This window comes from Bradyrhizobium genomosp. I (2014) (assembly GCF_000261685.1).
Classification (GTDB): Bacteria; Pseudomonadota; Alphaproteobacteria; order Rhizobiales; family Xanthobacteraceae; genus Bradyrhizobium.
Map to the genome: position 1 here is coordinate 23,980 of NZ_AJQE01000044.1, position 18,974 is coordinate 42,953.

16 protein-coding genes and 3 pseudogenes are annotated in these 18,974 nt (G+C 61.7%); 6 read left to right on the forward strand and 13 right to left on the reverse strand.

What is annotated here, in order from left to right:
• Positions 1-27: 27 nt before the first annotated feature.
• From IC50_RS04845 to IC50_RS04855, 3 genes are all read right to left on the reverse strand, one after another.
• A complete protein-coding gene (locus IC50_RS04845) occupies positions 28-1,152 on the reverse strand; it encodes a sugar ABC transporter substrate-binding protein (RefSeq protein ID WP_035701114.1) in 1,125 nt (374 codons plus the stop codon).
• Positions 1,153-1,154: 2 nt separating this feature from the next.
• Positions 1,155-2,495: a sensor histidine kinase gene (locus tag IC50_RS38345; protein ID WP_050990894.1), complete on the reverse strand. Its 1,341-nt coding sequence runs from the start codon at positions 2,493-2,495 to the stop codon at positions 1,155-1,157.
• 253 nt (positions 2,496-2,748) lie between these two features.
• Complete coding sequence (locus IC50_RS04855; RefSeq protein ID WP_035701271.1) at positions 2,749-4,839, reverse strand: hybrid sensor histidine kinase/response regulator; 2,091 nt, start codon at positions 4,837-4,839, stop codon at positions 2,749-2,751.
• Between the two features lie 280 nt (positions 4,840-5,119).
• Between IC50_RS04855 and IC50_RS40065 the strand changes: the two are divergent.
• A pseudogene (locus tag IC50_RS40065) lies at positions 5,120-5,410 on the forward strand (glucan biosynthesis protein); the annotation flags it as partial.
• A 1,178-nt stretch (positions 5,411-6,588) separates the two neighbouring features.
• On the opposite strand, the gene IC50_RS42350 reads toward IC50_RS40065, so the two are convergent.
• The 3 genes from IC50_RS42350 to IC50_RS04875 form a co-directional block, all read right to left on the reverse strand.
• Positions 6,589-6,759: a hypothetical protein gene (locus IC50_RS42350; protein WP_193374085.1), complete on the reverse strand. Its 171-nt coding sequence runs from the start codon at positions 6,757-6,759 to the stop codon at positions 6,589-6,591.
• Between the two features lie 66 nt (positions 6,760-6,825).
• Complete coding sequence (locus IC50_RS04870) at positions 6,826-7,143, reverse strand: hypothetical protein (RefSeq protein WP_035701117.1); 318 nt, start codon at positions 7,141-7,143, stop codon at positions 6,826-6,828.
• Between the two features lie 24 nt (positions 7,144-7,167).
• The gene (locus tag IC50_RS04875) at positions 7,168-8,277 is read right to left on the reverse strand and encodes a DUF1236 domain-containing protein (protein ID WP_050990896.1); all 1,110 of its coding nucleotides are present in this window, start codon (positions 8,275-8,277) and stop codon (positions 7,168-7,170) included.
• Positions 8,278-8,392: 115 nt separating this feature from the next.
• On the opposite strand from IC50_RS04875, the gene IC50_RS42950 reads away from it, so the two are divergent.
• Complete coding sequence (locus tag IC50_RS42950) at positions 8,393-8,821, forward strand: hypothetical protein (RefSeq protein ID WP_244429540.1); 429 nt, start codon at positions 8,393-8,395, stop codon at positions 8,819-8,821.
• A 98-nt stretch (positions 8,822-8,919) separates the two neighbouring features.
• Entirely contained in the window at positions 8,920-9,147 is a 228-nt protein-coding gene (locus IC50_RS04885) for a hypothetical protein (protein WP_035701277.1), read from the forward strand.
• Positions 9,148-9,357: 210 nt separating this feature from the next.
• Here IC50_RS04885 and IC50_RS43665 read toward each other — a convergent pair whose 3' ends face one another.
• The 5 genes and pseudogenes from IC50_RS43665 to IC50_RS04905 form a co-directional block, all read right to left on the reverse strand.
• Entirely contained in the window at positions 9,358-9,492 is a 135-nt protein-coding gene (locus IC50_RS43665; protein WP_277996242.1) for a hypothetical protein, read from the reverse strand.
• Between the two features lie 439 nt (positions 9,493-9,931).
• Positions 9,932-10,190 (reverse strand): annotated as a pseudogene (locus tag IC50_RS44000) (hypothetical protein); the annotation flags it as partial.
• Between the two features lie 373 nt (positions 10,191-10,563).
• A complete protein-coding gene (locus tag IC50_RS04895; protein WP_035701120.1) occupies positions 10,564-11,664 on the reverse strand; it encodes an IS4 family transposase in 1,101 nt (366 codons plus the stop codon).
• A 442-nt stretch (positions 11,665-12,106) separates the two neighbouring features.
• A complete protein-coding gene (locus tag IC50_RS04900; protein ID WP_035701122.1) occupies positions 12,107-12,529 on the reverse strand; it encodes a hypothetical protein in 423 nt (140 codons plus the stop codon).
• Between the two features lie 92 nt (positions 12,530-12,621).
• Complete coding sequence (locus IC50_RS04905; RefSeq protein WP_035701282.1) at positions 12,622-12,966, reverse strand: DUF1236 domain-containing protein; 345 nt, start codon at positions 12,964-12,966, stop codon at positions 12,622-12,624.
• Positions 12,967-13,255: 289 nt separating this feature from the next.
• On the opposite strand from IC50_RS04905, the gene IC50_RS04910 reads away from it, so the two are divergent.
• From IC50_RS04910 to IC50_RS04920, 3 genes and pseudogenes are all read left to right on the forward strand, one after another.
• Complete coding sequence (locus IC50_RS04910; protein ID WP_035701285.1) at positions 13,256-13,876, forward strand: response regulator transcription factor; 621 nt, start codon at positions 13,256-13,258, stop codon at positions 13,874-13,876.
• Between the two features lie 130 nt (positions 13,877-14,006).
• Positions 14,007-14,402 carry a PRC-barrel domain-containing protein gene (locus tag IC50_RS04915; protein WP_035701125.1) on the forward strand — a complete coding sequence of 132 codons (396 nt, stop codon included), beginning with the start codon at positions 14,007-14,009 and terminating at the stop codon, positions 14,400-14,402.
• 210 nt (positions 14,403-14,612) lie between these two features.
• Positions 14,613-15,571: pseudogene (locus tag IC50_RS04920) on the forward strand (ABC transporter substrate-binding protein); the annotation flags it as partial.
• On the opposite strand, the gene mdoH reads toward IC50_RS04920, so the two are convergent.
• Both mdoH and IC50_RS04930 read right to left on the reverse strand, forming a co-directional pair.
• Positions 15,543-17,435 (reverse strand): glucans biosynthesis glucosyltransferase MdoH, encoded by a 1,893-nt coding sequence (mdoH, locus tag IC50_RS04925; RefSeq protein ID WP_081492355.1) that lies wholly within the window; start codon positions 17,433-17,435, stop codon positions 15,543-15,545. The pseudogene IC50_RS04920 and the gene mdoH sit on opposite strands and share 29 nt — an antisense overlap.
• Positions 17,423-18,928 carry a glucan biosynthesis protein G gene (locus IC50_RS04930; RefSeq protein WP_035701127.1) on the reverse strand — a complete coding sequence of 502 codons (1,506 nt, stop codon included), beginning with the start codon at positions 18,926-18,928 and terminating at the stop codon, positions 17,423-17,425. The genes mdoH and IC50_RS04930 overlap by 13 nt, the downstream gene beginning before the upstream one ends.
• Between the last annotated feature and the right edge of the window lie 46 nt (positions 18,929-18,974).

The following is an 18,974-nucleotide window of genomic DNA, read 5'->3' on the forward strand; positions in this document are numbered from 1 at the left end:
GGTGCTCGGGGTGGTGGCCTTATCGGATTAGTTCTTCCGCTCGGAAGACCAGGGAAAGTTCAGATACTGATCTCGAGTATCAAAGCAGATGTTCCCGTACATCTTGAGGTAGCTGTCCCGGCGCTTCGGGTCGTTGTAGACGGCGGCCGGGTCCGCGATGTCTGACTGGTACTGTGCGAGATTTTGCAAGGTCAGAGCCTTTGGCAAGATGTCCATGGCCTGTGGGATGCTCTTGCCATCGAGCCAATCGGCGGCGTGTTGCCCCATCGCGTAACCGAAGATGGGGCTGGCTAGGCTAACGCTGGCCTTGTAAGGACCACCGCGTTTGATTTCCGCAACCGCTGCAGGCTCGCCATCAATTCCTCCGAAGAATTGATCGTCCCGGACTCTACCTGCTTCCCGCATCGCAGCTAAAGCCCCCAAGACAACCGTATCTGCGCCAAGCACGACATCTACGTCGGAATTGGCGAGGAGAATCGTCCGCATCATGGAAGCGCCGCCCGCTTCATCGACGGTAAGCGGCGAAATGTCGGCAACGATGGTGACGCCCGGCAGTGAGCGCACCGTATCTCGCATCGCAGTGAATCGTGGAGCGAGGAACTGCAAGCTGTCGTGAGTGAGCAACACTACCTTGGCGCGGCCGTTCAGCCTGGCCTTAATATAGCTCGCGGCTTCGTCGGCCAGGACCTTTCCGGTCAGGTATTGCGGGGCGTTGAGGATCGTCGTCGCAGGTGGAGGCACGACCGTCCCGACATAAGCCCCGGTCCAGATCACCTGCTGGAGCGCGGGCGCGAGTGTGAGCGGGTTGACCGGCGATGCGACCAGCGCCCCGACCTTGGCCTCGCGCAATGCGGCAATCTGCTGATTCATCCGCCGGGCATCGTTGCCGGCCTGGGCCAGCTGATAATCCATCCCTCGATCCCTGGCGGCCTGTTCGAGGCCTTGCGCGACCCCTTGCATGAACTTCCGCTCGTTGTCCTGCGCAAACGCAAGCACCCGGGTGAGGTCTGCAGGCTTTGTGCAGCGCGGCGCATTCGGGTCGTAGGCCGGCAAGATGACGGGTTTGGTGATGCCGGGCGCGCCCTGCTGTGCCTGGACGGCATGAAGCACAGACAACATCGCGCCGAGCAACAGAATGAGGAGGCACCGCATCGTCAGCTTTCCGTCCCCGCGGCGAAGGCCAGCCGCGCCACAGTCCCTCTGCCGCTCGCGATGTATTCGACGTCAGCGCCAAGGGAGCGCGCCATCGCGTTGACGATCCGCGATCCGAGCCCGGTGCCTTTGGCCGGACCCTCGGCTCGCCCGACCCCGTCATCCTCTACCGACAATTCAGCCTTGCCGTCGGTCAGCTTGCGCAGGCGTACGCGCACCTCGCCCGGCTCTTCCGGATAAGCGTACTTGAACGCATTGGTCACCCATTCAGTGACAATGACGCCAACATTGATTGTCCAATCAGTTTTGAGCACAAGCGGCTCCAGATCATACTTCAAAGAGGCGACGTGGCCCTGGCCGCGCATGGACGTCTCGACATTTTCCAGGACACTCGACAAGTACTCCTGAAGGTCTACAAAACGCGCATCCGTGCCAGTGTAGAGCCGTCTGTGAACCGACGCCACGGCAAGGATCCGTGTCTCGGTCTCCTTCAGTGCCTCCTTCGAAGCGCGATCCGTAATCAGGTTGGATTGCAGGCGAACAAGGGAGGCGACCAAGGAAAGGCTGTTGGAGACCCGATGGTTTACCTCTGCCACCAACAGCTCAGCGCGGTCGCGGGCCTCCGCAAGTTGCGCAGTTCGCTGCGTCACACGATCCTCAAGGTTCAGGTTAAGAGCGTTCAACTCGTTCCTTGCTCTCGACACCTCCCAGGCATAACGAAAAACCATGGTCGTGGTCGCCCCAACGACCAGAATGATGATTAGTCCGCCGATCGTCGTTACAAGACGGAGCATTAGGGCATTCCGTCGCTGCTCCAGCTGTAGCGCTTCCTGGGTATCATCGGATTGGCGAATAATACTCGAGAGGAATAGGTTTGCTTCATCCATCAATGCCTTGCCGCGATTGCTGCGGAAGCCTTCCTTGGCCTGTTCGTCGTCCAGTACTGCCTTTTGTGCGACACTCTTGTCCATTTCGGCAAGCTTCTCCGAAATGACTCGGGACAGGCGATCGAGCATCGCAGTGTTCTGCTGGGAGCGAGGCAGTGACTCCTTTAGGACTTCGAAGTGTGCCAAGGCTTGCGCTTTGGCTGCGTCGAAGGGCGCCAAGTATATTTCGTTGCCGTCCACCAGATAGCCGCGTTGACTTGACTCCGCGATCTGCAATGCATTTCGCACCTCCACTGCGGAAACTCGCAGGGCCCGCGAGCGACTGCTATGCTCGAAAAAGGTGTTGGCCTTTTCGCCTAGCCAGACGGTTGAACCGATAATCCCCAGAAGAGTCAGGAATCCGATCGCAAGCAGGACAATGCTTGAATTGATCACAAATCGGCTAGAGATCGGCATAGGGCTCGGAGTTCGGAGGAAAGCTTGACTCTACACGAGTTTTTCGTTCTGACCTGTGTTATTCAGCACTCACAGATCATCAGACTTCGATAATTAAATACCTATTTGCCATCAGGGGCTTAGTCGGCAGGATGTCGCGGCCGCGCTTGGCAAGCTCTGCGATTACGTTCATTTCGAATGAGAGGGTCGTCTTCGACGATCAGCAGCGATCGACAAGCCCTAAATCCACTAGCGCCTCGGTGGACCACTCGGCTCATGCGTGTATGCGACGAGCGTCCAGCATCGATCTCAGTCGCGACGACAGCTCTGGCGGCGAGATAGGCTTTTGAATTAGAACGACTCCCGGTTCGAGGCGGCCTTGATGGACAATGGCGTCTCTCGCGTATCCTGTCATGAACAGGACCCGCAGCGCAGGTCGATCGGCAAGTGCGCGTTCAGCCAACTGCCGACCGTTCATGCCTGGCATCACAACGTCCGTCAGAAGCAGATCTATTTTTTGAGCGCGGTCGCCGATGAACTCCAGAGCCTTTTCAGCATGCTCCGCCACCAGGACCGAGTAGCCCATGTCTCCAAGCAGCTCGGAAAGATGGTCGCGGACACCGCGATCATCTTCGGCGATAAGGATCGTCTCGCCGCGGCCCCTCAGAACTTCGCGGCCAGGATCCTCCAACAGAACTGGTTTTGTGGCTTTGGAGCGCGGCAGATACAGCTGGACCGTCGTACCCTTTCCGACCGTGCTGTCGATGACGACGTGCCCCGCAGACTGCCTGATGAACCCGTAAACTTGGCTGAGACCGAGACCGCTCCCTGCTCCGGGAGCCTTTGTTGTGAAGAACGGTTCGAAGACGCGGTCGAGCACCTCGGGCTTCATACCCATTCCTTCATCGCCAACCGAGATGACGACGTACTCGCCGGGAGCGAGGTTTTCCACGTTAGCACAGAAGTCAGAGTCGAGAGTAGCGTTGTTTGCCTCGATGGTGAGCCGACCTCCCTTCGGCATCGCATCGCGAGCGTTAATGGCAAGATTGATGATCGCAGCCTCCAACTCAACCGGATCGATGTCTGTTATCCAGAGATCGGGAGCCCGAAACGTGTCAATCTGGATTTTCTCGCCCAAGGATCTGATTAACAGACTGGCGACCTGAGTTATGACCTGGCTTACGTCAATGGGCTTCGGGTCGAGCGGCTGTCGTCGCGAGAAGGCGAGGAGACGGCGAACGAGCTGCGCGGCCCTTTCGGCGCCGGTGAGCGCGTTGCGCACCTGTTGTTGCGTTTTTTCGTCGTGTGGCGTGCGGCGGAGGACCGCTTCAAGGTTGCCCATGACGATCGAGAGTAGATTGTTGAAGTCATGTGCGATTCCCCCCGTGAGGTGACCGATCGCCTCCAGCTTTTGCGATTGGCGAACGACGGCCTCCGCGCTTTCGCGCCTGCGAACCTCCGCATAGAACTGTTTGGTCCGCTGTAACGCGAGGTATTCAAGCCACAGGATCAGGCCGAGCGTTGGCGCGCCGAAGGCAAGTTGAAGAAGAAGCCACTGGCTCCATTCGCGCCAGATCGACATCTCTTCCAGGCTGGAGGTGACGTATATCGGCAGATGCGCAAGGTGCCGCACCTCAAAGCGCCTCTTCAGTCCGTCCACGGCCGAAAGGGTGGTGTACTTCGCTGTCCGTCCTTGCGCTGCCGTGGCCCGGCGGAAACCCGTGTTCTCCGACAAGACGATCCCGGGAGCGGTCGGCACTGGATAACGCGCGAGAACAACTCCGTCCTCCCGAATGATGGCATGGCTGGCGGGCGCGTCGCCGCTAAGAGCAGCGAAAAACTTCTCGAAAGCGGTTGGCGGTACGACGACTGCGCTGACGCCGGCGACGGTTCCCGTCTCGTCATGCCATTTCTTGCTGACCGAGAAGAACGACGGTCCGCCGATCTTTGGAATCAGAATCTTGCCGATGAACGTTCCGGTCTTGGGATCCTGTTGCGCTACGAAGTAGTCGCGGTCAGAGTTGTTTAAATCGGGTGCCGGAAACACCGACGATGTGACCAATGGTCTACCAGACCGGTCAAACAGCCAGATAGCCCGCAGATCCGGCGCCTTACCGATCATTTCCTCCAGCCGTTCATGCAGGGGCCGCTGATCGGCCTTTAGGCTTTCGCTACTCTGTCGACGGGTGATTCCTTCGACGCTCGCGAAAAGAATTTCGATCTCTTCAAAGACCTTGTTCGTGTGCTCTACAGCAATATCAAGCGAGCGACTGATCCGCTCGTTGGCGGAAGTCGACACAAACCTATAATGCTCCAGGCTCGCGACGCTAAGGACGAAGAGCGCGCCCAAAATGGTAGCTGCCATAACCATAGTGAAGGTCGCTGCAGCCGACCTAGGAGCCTCGGTTTCTTGTTTGGCACTCACCGGGCGCAACAAGCCAGGGGCGAGCGGAAATTTCCCGCTTTCCGGATCGTTGAAAATTGAGCGCCCATAGGTCTTCCCCGGTAGCGAAACTTAATTCTCGGGAACTCTGTTGGTTCCATTGTTGCGGACTGAACCCCCTTACGAGCAGCGACTAGAGGGCCTCAACTCCAGCGAGCACAAAGATACTTGCGAGAGCGAGGGAGGCACCGCTCTTGCATTCTTGATCGGCTTCCCCGCCGCGGCGCCTGACAACGCGTTCGGCCCGTCCACGGTTAGAGACTTGGCCCGCACGATTGCGAGCAAGCCGTTCGAGCCGCCGGACGAGAAACTGCCGGGCGGGCTGAAGCACCTGGACTACGATCAGTACCGTTCGATCCGATTCTTGCCTGAGCGTGCGCTCTGGCGCGGCAAGAATCTTCCGTTCGAGGCGCAGTTCTTCCATCGCGGCTTCTTCTACAAGAACAGAGTGTCCATTTTCGAGGTCGCGGACGGAAAGGCCTCCGAGCTCCGGCGGAATGCACGATCGGCAGTCCTACCTTGGCAGACGCTCAGAGCGACTTCTTCAACTTCTTCGTCCATGCGACGCCGAATGCTCTCGATCAATCGTGCACGATGTTCGGCATCGTCGGACAGAATGAGCATCGTATGCTCCGACTACTGGGTTGCTCGAATCAGAGTTCCAATCCTCAGGCTTGGCAGCGCGGGACGCCGCGTAAGTCCCTTCACGATGCAGCATTTTCTTCCAACGAAGTACACTTGAAACAGAGAAATGCTTTGTTAGGCGGCCCCGGGCTGGTTCATAATCCACGTAGATTTTTTTCACCGGGACCATTTTGAAAATCCGAGGCCGTGGCAACCTCTGCCGCGGCCTCATTCCTTCATCGGTCTGAAAGAAATCCCGTCAACCTGGGAGTGGCGGGAGCCGGGTGGCATTGTAAACCGCTGGCAACTGGGTATAGCAAAGCTTAGCTTCATTGTTGGATTCGCCAAGCCAGAACATTTTTGCAGGACGGCGCCGCAGGATAGCGAAGCCAGAGACGTGGTCTGCTGACACCACGCTTTCCGCCAGCGGAGACTAACCAGAGAGAGGGGAAGCGATCCCGAAGAGCCACCAGTGAGCGTTGTTCTCGTCGAGGACGATCCTCTGATACAGGAATTCGTCGCAGATGCCCTGCGCGAGGCCGGCTATCATGTGATCCATGCGACCACGGGAGAGGAAGCGCTCGCCTGGTAAGAATGCCGCGTCGCGGATGTGCTGATCCCCGACGTGAGGCTACCCGGACAGATCGATGGATGGCAGATCGCGGAACGCTATCGGGAGCAGTGTCCAATTTGCCGGTCATCTACGCGACTGGCTTCTCACCCGTCCCGCCACGTCCCGTCTCCGGCAGCCGCATTGTTCAGAAAACCTTTTGTCCGGAAGAGATCGTTCGATTAGTGGAGGAGCTCGGTCAGGCCAAGGCGACGTCCTCGGCTTAGCCGTGCATGTCGCTTTCACCGTTTCTTGCAGGCGATGCGCGCAGATCAAATTTCCCTGCGCAGGAACGAAGGCGTAAGTGCCAAGTTTTCTCGATGCCCCTACCCCAGGGGCGAACCCCGTACTGGCCCCAGCTCACGCCCCCCTAGCCCCCAGAGCTGGGGCCTTTATCTCTGGATCTGGGAGCACTGAGGAAAATCGCTCGCGGAGCGCTACTCGACGGCCGCGGCAGCAGGGGAGTCCTGGCTGCCCAGCAACTTCAGCGCCGTCTCGATCTTGGCCAGCAACGCCTGGATTTCGGCGCGCTCGTTCGGGCCCGGATCGTCGTCGAGACGCGCGAGCAGCTGCTCCTTCTGATTCAGGAGCTTCGCAACAGCAGACAATCTCTCTTCTCCGCGAAAGCGATCGTGACGTCGAAGGGGCCGCCCGGAGAGCGGCCCTTCCGGGAGTTACCAGCTTCGGGTGCCGAAACTGAAACCGATGCTCGGCCCGCCGCCGTAGTAGCCGTAGCCGCGGTCGTAGTAGCCGGGTCCGCCGTAGTAGCCGTAGCTTCGGTGGACGACGTAGCCGTCGTCGCCGTCGTAGTAGCGCTGGACGTAGCGCGGGCCACGGGTCCGGTAGCAGCGGCCGTACTCGTCACAGACGAGGCGGACCTGCTCGAAACCGCCAAGCTCCGCCGATGCGATGGCCGCAGGCGCGAGCGGTGCGGCATTCGCGGACGCCGCCATCAGGGTCGCCGTAAGCGCTCCTAGCACGATGGTCTTCATGGTTCTTCTCCTTCAGCTGCTAGATCAATCGATCTCCTCGATGACGCGACGTTCACGAGGTTCGACGATGTAGGTGCGGCTGTCGCGGTTAATGTACCGGTACTCGCGAAGCGTCGGAGCATCCCGATAGACCTCCTCCGGGAAGGCCTCGATCTCCAAGCCCTCCGGCACGCGCTCCCCGGTTCGGATCTCGGTCCGGACGCTGCTGCCGGTTGTCACCTGCTTCTCGCGTTCGACCGGGCGCGCCTTGGCGTGCTTGCGGATCACCTCACGGTCGCGATCGCTGAAGCTGACCTTGCGCTGCTCCGTGCGCGCCGGGGCCGAGGCCGTTGAGCGACCGGAGTACGGCAGGACGGTCACGATCTTGTAGGTCGAGGGCTCGACGATCACGATTTCGTCCTTCACCAGGACGAAGTCGTAGCCGCGGTATTGCGGCACGATCTCGACGACCTCGGCCGGCAGCGGCTGCAGGCGGACGTCCCGCGGGACGACGGTGCCCACAGATAGCGAGAAGTTCACGTTGGTCAACGGCTGCACGTTGAGGTGCGAGACCGATGCGCTGATACGGGTCCGCTGCTGATCGTTGATGTTCACGGACGCGTTCACGTTGGTGTTCGACGAACGATCGGCCGTGTTCTGTTGGTTGGTCGGCTGCTGGGCCGTATTGGTCGAACCGCTACCCGTCGGCGACTGCGCCTGGTTAGTTCCTGAGGCGGGCGGGTTGGAGCTCTGCGTCTGGCTGTTGGTGCTCGACGGCGAATTGGTCTGAGCCTGGTTGGACGGCGTCGTGGACTGGTTCGACGGCTGATTGGACTGGGCCTGGTTGGTCGAATTGCTGGAGGCGGGTGCCTGCGTGGTGTTGGTGCCGGTCCCGGAATTGGAAGGCTGGCTACCGGCGGTCTGGCCCGTCGACGATGGAGACTGCGTCTGAGCCGAGTTGGCCGAGGGATTGGTCTGAGCCGAGCCCGACGAAGTCGAGGGTGTCGAAGTCGAAGAGGACGGCGTCGACGTGGAGTCCTTCTGTTGCTGCGTCGCGGACGGAGTGGAGCTCGACGTGCTCGGAGAAGACTGCGCGAACGCCGACGTGGCGATGGCGATCGCAGCGGTCGTAGCCAAGAATAAACGCTTGTTCATCTGAAACCTCCCAAATGTGGACGCCGATCAACCCTCGTGGATGCCTTCGGTTCCGAATCGGGAAAACCCGGCAATTCGGAACGATCGCGGCTTGCGATTTCCCTGAGGACCGGACATGCTGCTTCGCGGCACCGCACGCGTTAATCAAGATGGCGTCGCCGGCGATACGCGCCCGATCGTGATCGAAAGCGGCGGCTCCTACACGATTCCCCTGACATCGTGGTCCGTGTATCTACTTTCGCGTCATGTTCGAACTGCTACGACTCACCAACACAAAGCGCTGGGGCGGCCGATGAAACGACTAAAGAACTCCCTGGCGGAGGCCGGCAATCCGACCTGTCCGAATTGCCGTGTAGACATGAGATGGTTTCGGCCCGAACTCGTTCGGGACACTCCCTCGACGATGATCGCGCACCTCTTCGTCTGTCCCAATTGCAAGCGCGCCCAACGACAGGACACGGAGTTCGCGCCGGTGGTGGTGCCGCCAGACAAGCTGGCCAGTTCGCGATTTCAGGTAGTCGTTAGGGGTAAGCAGGCTATCTAAACGCCCCCGTTCGGAAGCGCGCTGCGTTCGGGAATAAGTGGAACTTCGGTCGAACCCCCTTGTTAGCAGTGACTTGCAAACTGCTTGAGGAGGACATCATGAAGAAACTGATCGTGTGCGGCGCTCTCGCCGCTTTCGCCCTTGGCACCCAGGCCGCGAGCGCCGCGGAGTTCTACATCGTGCGCGACGCGACCACGAAGAAGTGCACGGTCGTCGACAGCAAGCCGACCACGACCACCACCACGATCGTGGGCGACGGCGTGTACAAAACCAAGGTCGAGGCGGAATCCGCCGTGAAGACCACGAAGGTCTGCACCGAGCAGTAACCGAGGGGCCGCGAGGTCCTTCCGATAGAAATCGAGGAATGGAGTAGAACGTCATGCCCGTCATCTTGTTGTGGGCCGTGCCCGCAGTCATCTTCGTCGGCGGCGCCGGATACTTTCTGGTTCACATGCACTGAACCGATTGACGTACGGAGCGGCCCGTCCCGGAAAACCCCGGCGGGCCGTTTTCTTTGGGTGGACGCGTCTACCTTTTTAGCCCTCGACCACGAAGCGCAGCGCCATGACGATGGCGGCGGAAGCGAGACAGGAGATCGCGAGCAAAGTCCAGTAGGGCCTGGTGCTTCCGCGAGCTACCCGAACAACGAACGTCTTGAGCCGCGTCAGCATCCCTCTCTAGGAAGCCGGTCGAGATACGCTATTCCGAAGCTCGCGAGTTCTTCGGTATCGCTTCGTCGCTCTTCCCATCTCCTCCGCAGATGACGCTGCAGCAGGCAACGCCGGTCATCTCGCGCATCGATGTCGGGGTGACGCGACCGGTACACCGTCCATGCGGTCTCTGCGGCCGTCTTCAAAATTCCGTCGTCGAACATCTTCGCGCTCCGGCCGCAGGCATTTCCATCCGACGCAAACTCGACGCACACGCGAAAGTTTCCAGTTTTTCCCGATCGGTCCGCGGGGAGTGTCAAGCCTTCGTCCTTGCTCTCGCACGTGCCGCCCGTCGCCGCTGCAGGCGCCTGTTTCGGGCGACCCTCGTCCAGGCTAGAAGCCTTGGAGTGACCTTCCTCGGATGCGGGGATTGCGGCGGAAGCGCCTAGCTGCGGTTGGGCCTCGACAGGCCTTGCTTCCATGAAGTCGAGCACGGCGCGTCCCTTGTCGGTGATCCGCCATCCGCCGTTCAAACGCTCGACGAGTCCCTGCGAGAAAAGGTCGAGATCGGGGACGCGCACGGCAAGGCGCTTGGTCCTGTCCGCCCACTCGCGGCCGCTGGTGGCCAGGATGGCCATGTCCCGCTTGAGATCCGCCATGACGGCGAACCCGTCGGGATAGCTGACGAGGATCTTGAGCACCGTGACCTGGAAGTTCACACCCGGTGTCCTGCCTTGTCGAATGCCGCAGCCACAGCAACTATTGCCTAGTTTTCCCGTTAGCGGACGGGGCGTGCAATGAGAAAGGAATTCCGATGAAGAAGATTGCAATGTCCGCGCTCATGGTCGGCGCCCTTGGTCTGGCTTCGGTGGCCACGACGTCTCCCGCCGAAGCTCGCTGGCGGGGCGGGGGCTCATAGGCGTTAAGGTAGCGCAAGCATGGATTGATACTGACGTTTTCGGGGAGGCTCGCGCAGGTGCCGGCCAAGCGCTCGTTTACTGCGGCGCAAACGGCGGATGGTTGGTTGTGGAATGATTGCTTGCAGCAAGGATGCAACGAGTTGTTGCAAGATGCGCCAACCGCCAGGTGTCGTCAGGCGGCCTGCGTCCAGTCGGGAGAGTCCTCGAAGTCGCGGACAAGCGGCTCGAGCAGCAGGATAATCAAGAGGTGAGCCAGCAGGTAGGGCTTGGCCGAACGCTGATCAGTTCCAGGCGGTGTCTTGAGACCAATCAGGCTTTTCAGGCGCTTGAAGCCAAGTTCGATCCGCCATCGCAATCGATAGAGTGCAAGCACATCCTTGGCGGAGAACTCGTCCCGTGCGAGCGACGTGACCAGAATGACCCAATCCGCGGCTTCCAGAGTTCCTTTGGAGATGATGCGGTTTTCGTCTTGTGCGTCTCGCCGGGCTTTCCGACGCGAAGCCGCGGCCGCACCGGTGGGCTTCTTGACCGCAACCAGACGCATAGCCAGAGGCGCACCGTCCTTGCGTTTGATCCAAATCCTCCGATCGATCAGTCCACGCGCCTTTGCCGCACGCAATTGAGCCATCAGATCGAACGGAAGGCCTTGGGCATCAAGCCAGCGCGCGTTCCTCCAGCCTGCTCGGATCAGAACGTCTGCACCGGCCGCGCGGACAGCCGCGATGCGGTCAGGTTGCAGATAAGCGCGGTCAGCAATGCGGATCTCGTTCTTGACTACCGGTATCCGGTCAAACGTTTCGCCCTCTTGCTGATCCGTTAGCTCGAAGTGACCAAAGCGCTCACATGGCAGATCAAATGCACTATGAAGCCGCCAAAGCTCACTGCCCCTGCGGGCAGTCGGCCCGGCCTGAGGTACTGTCGTCGCATCGACGATCCGGATCAGGCGGCCTCGGCTCGCCTTCGGGGCTGCCGCAGCGAGCAAGCTCTCCACCAGCACTGCAAACCAATCGCCACATTGACGCAGGCGATAGAACAACGCCACACTGCTGAGGTCCGCAAGGCCAACAGAAGCCGCCCACGCGGCTGTCGATCTCAATCCTCTTTCCCCTAGACAATAGGCCAGCATCAGCCGAAGCAACGCCACCGCGTCTGGAATTTGGCGCCGCCGCACGAAAGCCTTCCTCTGGCGCGCACTCATCTCAAGCTGCTCAGCCCCACCCAGCTGCGCAACCACTCTCGTCCAGTCCTCGTTCAGAAGCGATTCGTCTGCCATGCCCCTTGGAATCACGTGTGATTCCAACACTCAAGAATAAACTTAACGCCTATGGGGCGGGGGCTGGGGCCCGGGCATCGCCGGCGGCCTGGTCGCAGGTGCCGTCATTGGCGGGCTTGCGTCTTCGGCGTACGGCTGGGGCCCAGGCTACGGATATTACGGCGGTCCCGGCTACTACGGTGCCGGCTATTACGGCGCCCCGTACGCCTTCGACTACGGGTACGACGAACCTTATCGCTGGGGCGGCGGCTACGCGAGCACCTACTACAGCGCTCCTGTCTCCTACGGCTACCGCTATCGGCGCGTCGTGCGACCCGCCTACGCCTATTATGGTGGATCCTATCCGGTGGTTCGGCATCGCTGGCATCGTCACCACTGGTAGATCTGTCGGTCCGACGCGTAAGAGGCCGCGCTCCGGAAGGCGCGGCCTTATTGTTTTTACTCACCACCACTCGGCCGGCGATGGGCCGTGCCGCTCGAAAGCAAGCTGCCGCTCGGGTACTCTTTGCGACAGTTTAGCCGCGCGCTTGGGGTGCGGACGGCGCGCTGCGGAGACGCGGGTCGGCTGATCTATCTTCGACGCCGGAAGAGGCGCTGCGGGCACGGCGGCCATGGCTTCTCGCACATCCTGCTGCGACCGTTCAGCCGCCGGATCGGCCTGCGCGACGGCTGGAAGGTCGGACCGCGGCTGCGTATCGAAGACGATCTTGTCGGGAAGTCTTCTCGCCGAGGCGATCCGGATGATGGTTCTGTCCGGGTCGTTCGCCGCCGCGCGTTCGACGGGAGCCGGCAGGTATCTGTCGGCGGCGAAGAGCAACGCCAGCAGCAGCGCGCCGACGAAGACGAAGTATCGGATGATGGGCATAGACGGCCGCTCGCGGGGAAGGAATCAACACTCGGCGGGCGCCGGATTGACGTCGGGGCGGGCCGCCGTTCGGCGACTCGCCCCGAAAGAACTCAGTCGATTTCCTGAACGACCGTGCGGGTCGACGGGTCGACCAGCATCACACGTTCGCCCGAGTAGACGTAGCGATACCGGGTGAGCGAGGGACCCCAATCGGCGGGCACGGCCTCGAGCTCCACCTCGCGCGGCACTGGCTGGCCGACGACGATCCTCTCGCGGGTCTCCACCGGGCGGATCTTGTGTTCGGTCACGTAGGTGCGGATCTTCGTGCGGTATTCGGGCTCGATCTGGACCGTGGCGGTGTGACCCGTGCCGGTCGTGGTGACGACCGTAGACTGTGCCATCGCGCCCGTCGAGATCAGCGCGGCAACCGCGCACGTCAGCATCAGCTTCTTCATGAATGCCTCCCTCTCCGCAACATGCGGCATGCGAAAACACGCGGATGGTGGCAAGGTTCCGCCTTTATGACATGTCCATTGCCTATTTTTCCCGGCGTATGCATTTGCCCGCAGCGTCGGCATATGCGGCAGCGGTGGGAAGAAGGAGCCATCCGGATGTTTCAGCAAGTTGCGCTCTTCGAGCGCTTCGCTCGTTTTCCGTTGGGGCGATACCGAACCAATGGCGCGTGCCCGGCGTTCCTGTCGCGTGAATCGAGGATCGTCGGTGCGGGATAAAACAAAATCGGTGGTGCGGGTGCTGGTCGTCGACGACCATCCTGTCGTCGTGACGGGATGCCGTGCACTGTTCGCATCGGACCGTTCCGTCGAAATCGAGGAGGCCTTCGACGCGAAGACGGGTCATCAGGCGTACCTGCAGCAGCATCCGGACGTGACCGTCGTAGACCTCAGGCTTCCGGACTTGACGGGCTTCGAACTGACGCGCCGGATCCGCAAGGACGATCCCGCCGCGCGGATCGTTCTGCTCAGCGTGAGCGACGACCCGGCCTTCGTGGCGCGCGCCGTCGAGATGGGCATCCAAGGATACGTGTCGAAGAGCGACGATCCCAAGCTCCTGGCCGAGGCGATACGGAAGGTTGCAGCGGGCGGGCGCTTCGTCTCGCCTCGCCTGGCCGAAGCGACGACCTTCGCCGGCGCCGAGATCAAAGCCAGCCCGTTGACACGGATGAGCGCACGCGAGCTCGAGATACTCAGGCTGCTGGGAAGGGGTGACCGGATAGCGGAAGTGGCGTCCGAACTCGGAATCTCCTACAAGACCGTCGCGAACGTGACTTCCGCGCTCAAGGCCAAGCTGGGCGCCAAAAGCCACTCGGACCTTGTCAGAGTGGCGGTCGAGATCGACCTGCACTGACCGCGCAATAAACAGCGGTCCCTTCGCGCAACCTCCACGCCTTGCTGCACGGCGCTCAGCGCGTTCCAACATCGGAACATTTGCCTTTTATCCCGTTGGATGGATCCGATATGAAACGAGGAGTTCGGACATGAAGAAGAATCTTGCAATCGGATGTCTGCTGGCCGCGGCGACGGCGACCGGGGCCTTCGCCGCCACCACCGTGCTGACCGCGGCGCCGACGGAAAGCTGGACTGTGACGAACTACTACAAGCAGGCCGTGTACGATCCGAAGGAGAGCAAGATCGGCGACATCGACGATGTCCTCGTCGACAAAACGGGCAAGATCACCGGGCTCGTCGTCGGGGTCGGCGGATTCCTGGGCGCGGGTGAGAAGGACGTTATCGTGCCGTTCACCGCGGTCAAGACCGCCAAGAAGAACGACAAGTGGTGGCTGACGCTTGACGAAACCAAGGACGCCCTGAAGAGCGCCCCGGGCTTCAAGTACGATCGGGCCAGCACCACCTGGGTGCCGGAAAAGAAGTAACTGAACCATTACGGAGGGCGAACGCGGGCGAGGCGTTCGCTCTCCGATCCAGGCGCGAAATTTCGGTCCGTGCCTCGCCCGGTCGCCGATTCAATCCCTGAGAGGCAGCATCTGGATATGACCGAGGCAATCAGGGAAGCTCGGCAGGAAAATAAAAGCGGCGCGTGAACCGATCCCAGCGCCACTCGTTTGGTGGCGGAGGTTCTGCCGATGACCCCGTCTGACCCCGCCCAGATCGCGCACAACGGACGTCAACGAAGGCTGCTGGTGGTGCTGGCGCTGGGATTCATCGTCTTCGCTGCTGCCGCCGCCGCTCTCTACTATATCTTGCAGCCCGAGACCCTTCGGATCGCGGTCGGCCCCGCGGGGAGTGACGACCAACAGGTGGTGGAGGCGATGGCCGAGGCCTTCGCCGATGAGAGCAGGTCGGTCAGGCTATCCCCCATCACGACCGAAGGCGCGGCCGAGTCGCTCGCTCTGCTGGGCGCCGGCAAGGCCGAACTCGCGGTCGGTCGCGGCGACCTGAGCATGCCGTCAGACGCGCAGATGTTGGCCGTGCTGCGGAAGAACTACGTCGTCCTGTGGACGCCATCCGGACGGCCGGGCAAGGAATCCCGGAAGAAGCCGAAGGGGACGATCGGAGAGATCGCCGATCTCGCTGGCCACAAGGTCGGCATCATCGGAAGGACCGGCGCCAATCTGGCGCTCCTGCGCACCGTTCTGGTCGGCTCGGGCGTGGATCCGGACAAGGTGACGACGGTCCAATTCGGGACCGACCAGATCGAGAAGCTCGCGCAGGATACCACGCTCGACGCCTATCTCGCGGTCGGTCTGCTCGACAGCAGGATCACTGCCGACGCAATCGCCGCGACCTCGCGATCGCGCGGAGCCCCGAAGTTTCTTCCGGTCGATGCATCCGAGGCCATCGCCCTGAGGCAACCGCGATACGAAGCCGAGGAATTCCTGGAAGCGTCTTCAACGCTAATCCGGCCTGGCCGGAGGACAAATTCGACACCATTAGCGTCAGCCATCTCATCGTCGCCAGGCGGGGGCTGTCGGAGGCCAAAGCCGCGGCCTTCTATCGCCAGCTGTTTGCGGTCCGCGACTCGATCACGCGACGCGTCGCCGGCGCCGCGCACATCACCAAGCCCGACACGGAAAAGGAAACGGGCCGTCGACAGTGACCGGCTTGCGATCCAGGGACCGCTGGTGGAGGTATTCGGGGTCCCTCAAGTGGATGCGCGAATCGATTGCGTGCAGGAATGACTTGAGCGGCAGGCCATTTTCCCCGACGATCACCGGCGCCATCCAGAGCAAAAGTGGCAACGAAACGGCATAGGCGCTCGCGGCCATCGCAACGCCGCACAAGGTCGGGACGCCGTACTTCTGATAGAGCTCGCGGCGCTCCACCGTGCCGTCGTCCCGCCTTTGCGTCTGCCAGCCAGCATCGCGCCCGGCCAGGATCTCGACGACCGCGATCGACTGAAAGATCATCATCACCGGCGCCATCAACGCCGACAGGACGATCTCTGCGAGCACGCCAGCCGAGGTTCGCAACGCTCCGCCGAATTGGCGTCGCTCCGAGCGCCGTATCCAGACAAGGAGCAGGCTGAGCAGCTTCGGCAACAGAAGCAGTCCCATCGTGGCGACGAACACCCAAGTGGCGAGCACCGGATCCTGAGCCGGCCAGGTCGGAAATAGCGAGAAACCCTTGGGAAAATACTCCGGGCGCACGAAGCGGGCCTGCAGCGAGATCAGCATCCCCAGCAGCAGGAACAGCAGCCACAGCGGTGCCGTCAGATAGGCCCCGATGCCTACCATGAAATGCAGGCGGGACAGCCAATGGAGACCGCGTGCAGGCACCACAGCGAGATGCTGAAGATTGCCCTGGCACCAGCGCCGGTCGCGCGCGGCGAAATCAAGCAGCGAAGGCGGCACCTCTTCGTAGCTTCCGCCGAGCATTGGCAGCATGTAGATGCCCCACCCGGCGCGCCGCATCAGCGCGGCCTCGACGAAATCGTGGCTGAGGATGTGCCCGCCGAACGGCTTGGGCCCCTGCAGCTGCGGCAGCGCCGCCGCTTCGGCGAACGCCTTCACCCGGATGATCGCGTTGTGGCCCCAGTAATTGCCCTCGGAGCCGTGCCACCAGGCGACGCCGGCGGCGATCATCGGTCCGTATAACCGTCCCGCGAATTGCTGAACGCGGCTGAACAGACTTCGCGCATTGACGATCAGGGGAAGCGACTGGACGAGCCCGGCCGTGGGGTTGGTCTCGATCGCATGGACCAATCGGACGATTGTCTGCCCGCTCATGAGACTGTCTGCGTCGAGCACGATCATGAAGTCGTAGACGGCGCCGAACCGCGTGATCCACTCCGAGATGTTGCCGGCTTTGCGCGCCGTGTTGTCGGCGCGGTGACGATAGTACAGCCCCGATATGCCGACGGCCTGTCGCAATGCCAGCAGCGCCTTTTCTTCTGCGACCCAGATGTCCGGATCGGTGCTGTCGCTCAGAACGTACCAGTCGAACAGCCCTCCATGGGCCGTCGCTTCCAACGACTCGATGATCGCGCGCAGCCGGGCCGTCAATCGGTGGGGGTCTTCGTTGTAGGTGGGCAGCAGCATGGCGGTACGGCTTGCGATCGCAGGCAGCTCCGCGTCCGGCGCGAAGGCGCCCGAACGATGAGCCAGCAGCACGAAGAAGCCGGCCAGCGCGGATGCGAACGAAAAGGCGACCCAAGCCAGCAGGACCAGGAAGAGCGCCAGCACCATGGCTTCGAGGACGGTGACGCCCCCGACCTCCAGCACGCGATACATCTCATAGCCGCCGGCACCCGTGAGCGCCGCCGTCGCGAGCAGGATGAGGCCGCGTCGCCAGGCCATCGCGGGTGCAGCCGGCGCGGGAACGCGATCGGGTACCCCTTTCTTTCCTAGGTCGCCGGGAGCCATCGGGAGGGGCGACTCGCGCGGCAGCAAGCGCTGCGTCGCGAGATCGCCGGCAACCGGGCGGGGCGCCGCTTTCAGGGTGCCCATCGGTAGACCCAGACTTCCGACAACGGCTTGTCGCCTTCGGTCAGAAACGCCCGCAGCTCGATCGGCTCTCCCTTCACCTGGCACTGGAAGTTCAACCGCCAACCGCCGGTGTAGGGATTGGGCTGCGTGACGATGTTCTTCACCTCGGACTTCTCTGCCGTCACGACGCCTTTGACGCCTACCGGATCGATGCCCTTCAGGTTGTCGCCGACCAGATCGAGGACGAAGAGGCGGGCGTCCTCACCCCTCGCGCCGATACCGCTTCGCGTGAAACGGGCCAGCGAATGCGGCTTCGGGCTATCCGGCCCCCAATGCAGCCGATAAGTGTAGATGTGTTCACCTTTGGCCTGCAGCGGATTCTTCGGCCGCCAAAATGCAGCGATGTTGTCGTGAACCTCCTCCTTCGTCGGGATCTCGAAGAGCGTGACACCGCCTTCGCCCCAATCACCGATCGGCTCCATCCAGAGACTGGGACGTTTCTCGAAGCTGGACTCGATGTCCTGGTAGGCGAAGAAGTTTCTCTCCCGCTGCATCAAGCCGAAGCCCCGCGGATTGAGATCCTGGAACGTGCTGATCTGGAGGTCTCGCGGATTGCTCAGCGGCCGCCAGAGGCTTTCGCCCTTCCCGTTGAAGATCGCAAGGCCGTCGGAATCGTGGACTGAGGGGCGGAAATCGTCGATGTCGTTGCGGTCGTTCGGACCGAAGAAGAACATGCTGGTCATGGGCGCTAGCCCGGCCCGCGGCATCTCGACGCGCGGGTAGACCGACATTTCGACGTCGAAGACCGTCGTTTCCCCGGGCCGCGCCGTGAACCGGTAGCTCGCCGCGCAGCTCTTGCTGTCGAGCAGGGCATGGATCACCAGCGATGTCGCACCGGGCGCCGGCCGCTCGAGCCAGAACGCCTTGAACAGAGGAAATTCCTCCCCCTTGGCTTCGCCGGTATCGATCGAGAGTCCTCGGGCGGAAAGCCCATATGTCTGTCCCTTGGCCACCGCGCGGAAATAGCTCGCGCCGAGGAAGACGCAGACCTCGTCGTAATAGTCGGGACGGTTCATGGGCGCGTGGATGCGAAAGCCGGCGAACCCGAGATCGACGTCATCAAACGCCGGGACCTTCTCGCCGAAGGAGAAGTCCGCCTTGCGGTACTTGAGCTCGGAGGCCTTTCCGTCCGCGACCTCGAAAATGGACACTCTGTTCTTGTAGAAGAAGCCGCGATGGAAGAACTGCGCCTCGAACGGAAGATTCTTGCCGCGCCAGAGCGCACGCTCGGGCAAAAATCGGATCGAACGGTACTGATCGTAGTCCAGGTCCTTCAACCCGCCGGGCAGTTTCTCGTCCGGCGCCTCGAACGGCCTGGTTGCCAGCGCGCGAGCCAGATCCCTGACAGTGGACGGGCCGAACGTGTCGTCCGACGCAGCGGCGAAGCCGTTGCGCGAGGCGAGCAGCAGCGCCGGCAGCATTGCCGACCCTCGAACAAGCTGGCGTCGGTTCACGTGCACTCCTCGCTACTGCTGCCGCGGGCCATGAAACGGCCACCGC

What these genes read in the sequence shown, in the direction of transcription:
- IC50_RS04875 (WP_050990896.1), bottom strand. Translation starts at nt 8,277, where the DNA reads ATGAACAAGCGTTTATTCTTGGCTACGACCGCTGCGATCGCCATCGCC.
- IC50_RS42950 (WP_244429540.1), top strand. Translation starts at nt 8,393, where the DNA reads ATGCTGCTTCGCGGCACCGCACGCGTTAATCAAGATGGCGTCGCCGGC.
- IC50_RS04895 (WP_035701120.1), bottom strand. Translation starts at nt 11,664, where the DNA reads ATGGCAGACGAATCGCTTCTGAACGAGGACTGGACGAGAGTGGTTGCG.
- IC50_RS04885 (WP_035701277.1), top strand. Translation starts at nt 8,920, where the DNA reads ATGAAGAAACTGATCGTGTGCGGCGCTCTCGCCGCTTTCGCCCTTGGC.
- IC50_RS43665 (WP_277996242.1), bottom strand. Translation starts at nt 9,492, where the DNA reads ATGCTGACGCGGCTCAAGACGTTCGTTGTTCGGGTAGCTCGCGGAAGC.
- mdoH (WP_081492355.1), bottom strand. Translation starts at nt 17,435, where the DNA reads ATGGGCACCCTGAAAGCGGCGCCCCGCCCGGTTGCCGGCGATCTCGCG.
- IC50_RS38345 (WP_050990894.1), bottom strand. Translation starts at nt 2,495, where the DNA reads ATGCCGATCTCTAGCCGATTTGTGATCAATTCAAGCATTGTCCTGCTT.
- IC50_RS04915 (WP_035701125.1), top strand. Translation starts at nt 14,007, where the DNA reads ATGAAGAAGAATCTTGCAATCGGATGTCTGCTGGCCGCGGCGACGGCG.
- IC50_RS04870 (WP_035701117.1), bottom strand. Translation starts at nt 7,143, where the DNA reads ATGAAGACCATCGTGCTAGGAGCGCTTACGGCGACCCTGATGGCGGCG.
- IC50_RS04845 (WP_035701114.1), bottom strand. Translation starts at nt 1,152, where the DNA reads ATGCGGTGCCTCCTCATTCTGTTGCTCGGCGCGATGTTGTCTGTGCTT.
- IC50_RS04905 (WP_035701282.1), bottom strand. Translation starts at nt 12,966, where the DNA reads ATGAAGAAGCTGATGCTGACGTGCGCGGTTGCCGCGCTGATCTCGACG.
- IC50_RS04900 (WP_035701122.1), bottom strand. Translation starts at nt 12,529, where the DNA reads ATGCCCATCATCCGATACTTCGTCTTCGTCGGCGCGCTGCTGCTGGCG.
- IC50_RS04855 (WP_035701271.1), bottom strand. Translation starts at nt 4,839, where the DNA reads ATGGCAGCTACCATTTTGGGCGCGCTCTTCGTCCTTAGCGTCGCGAGC.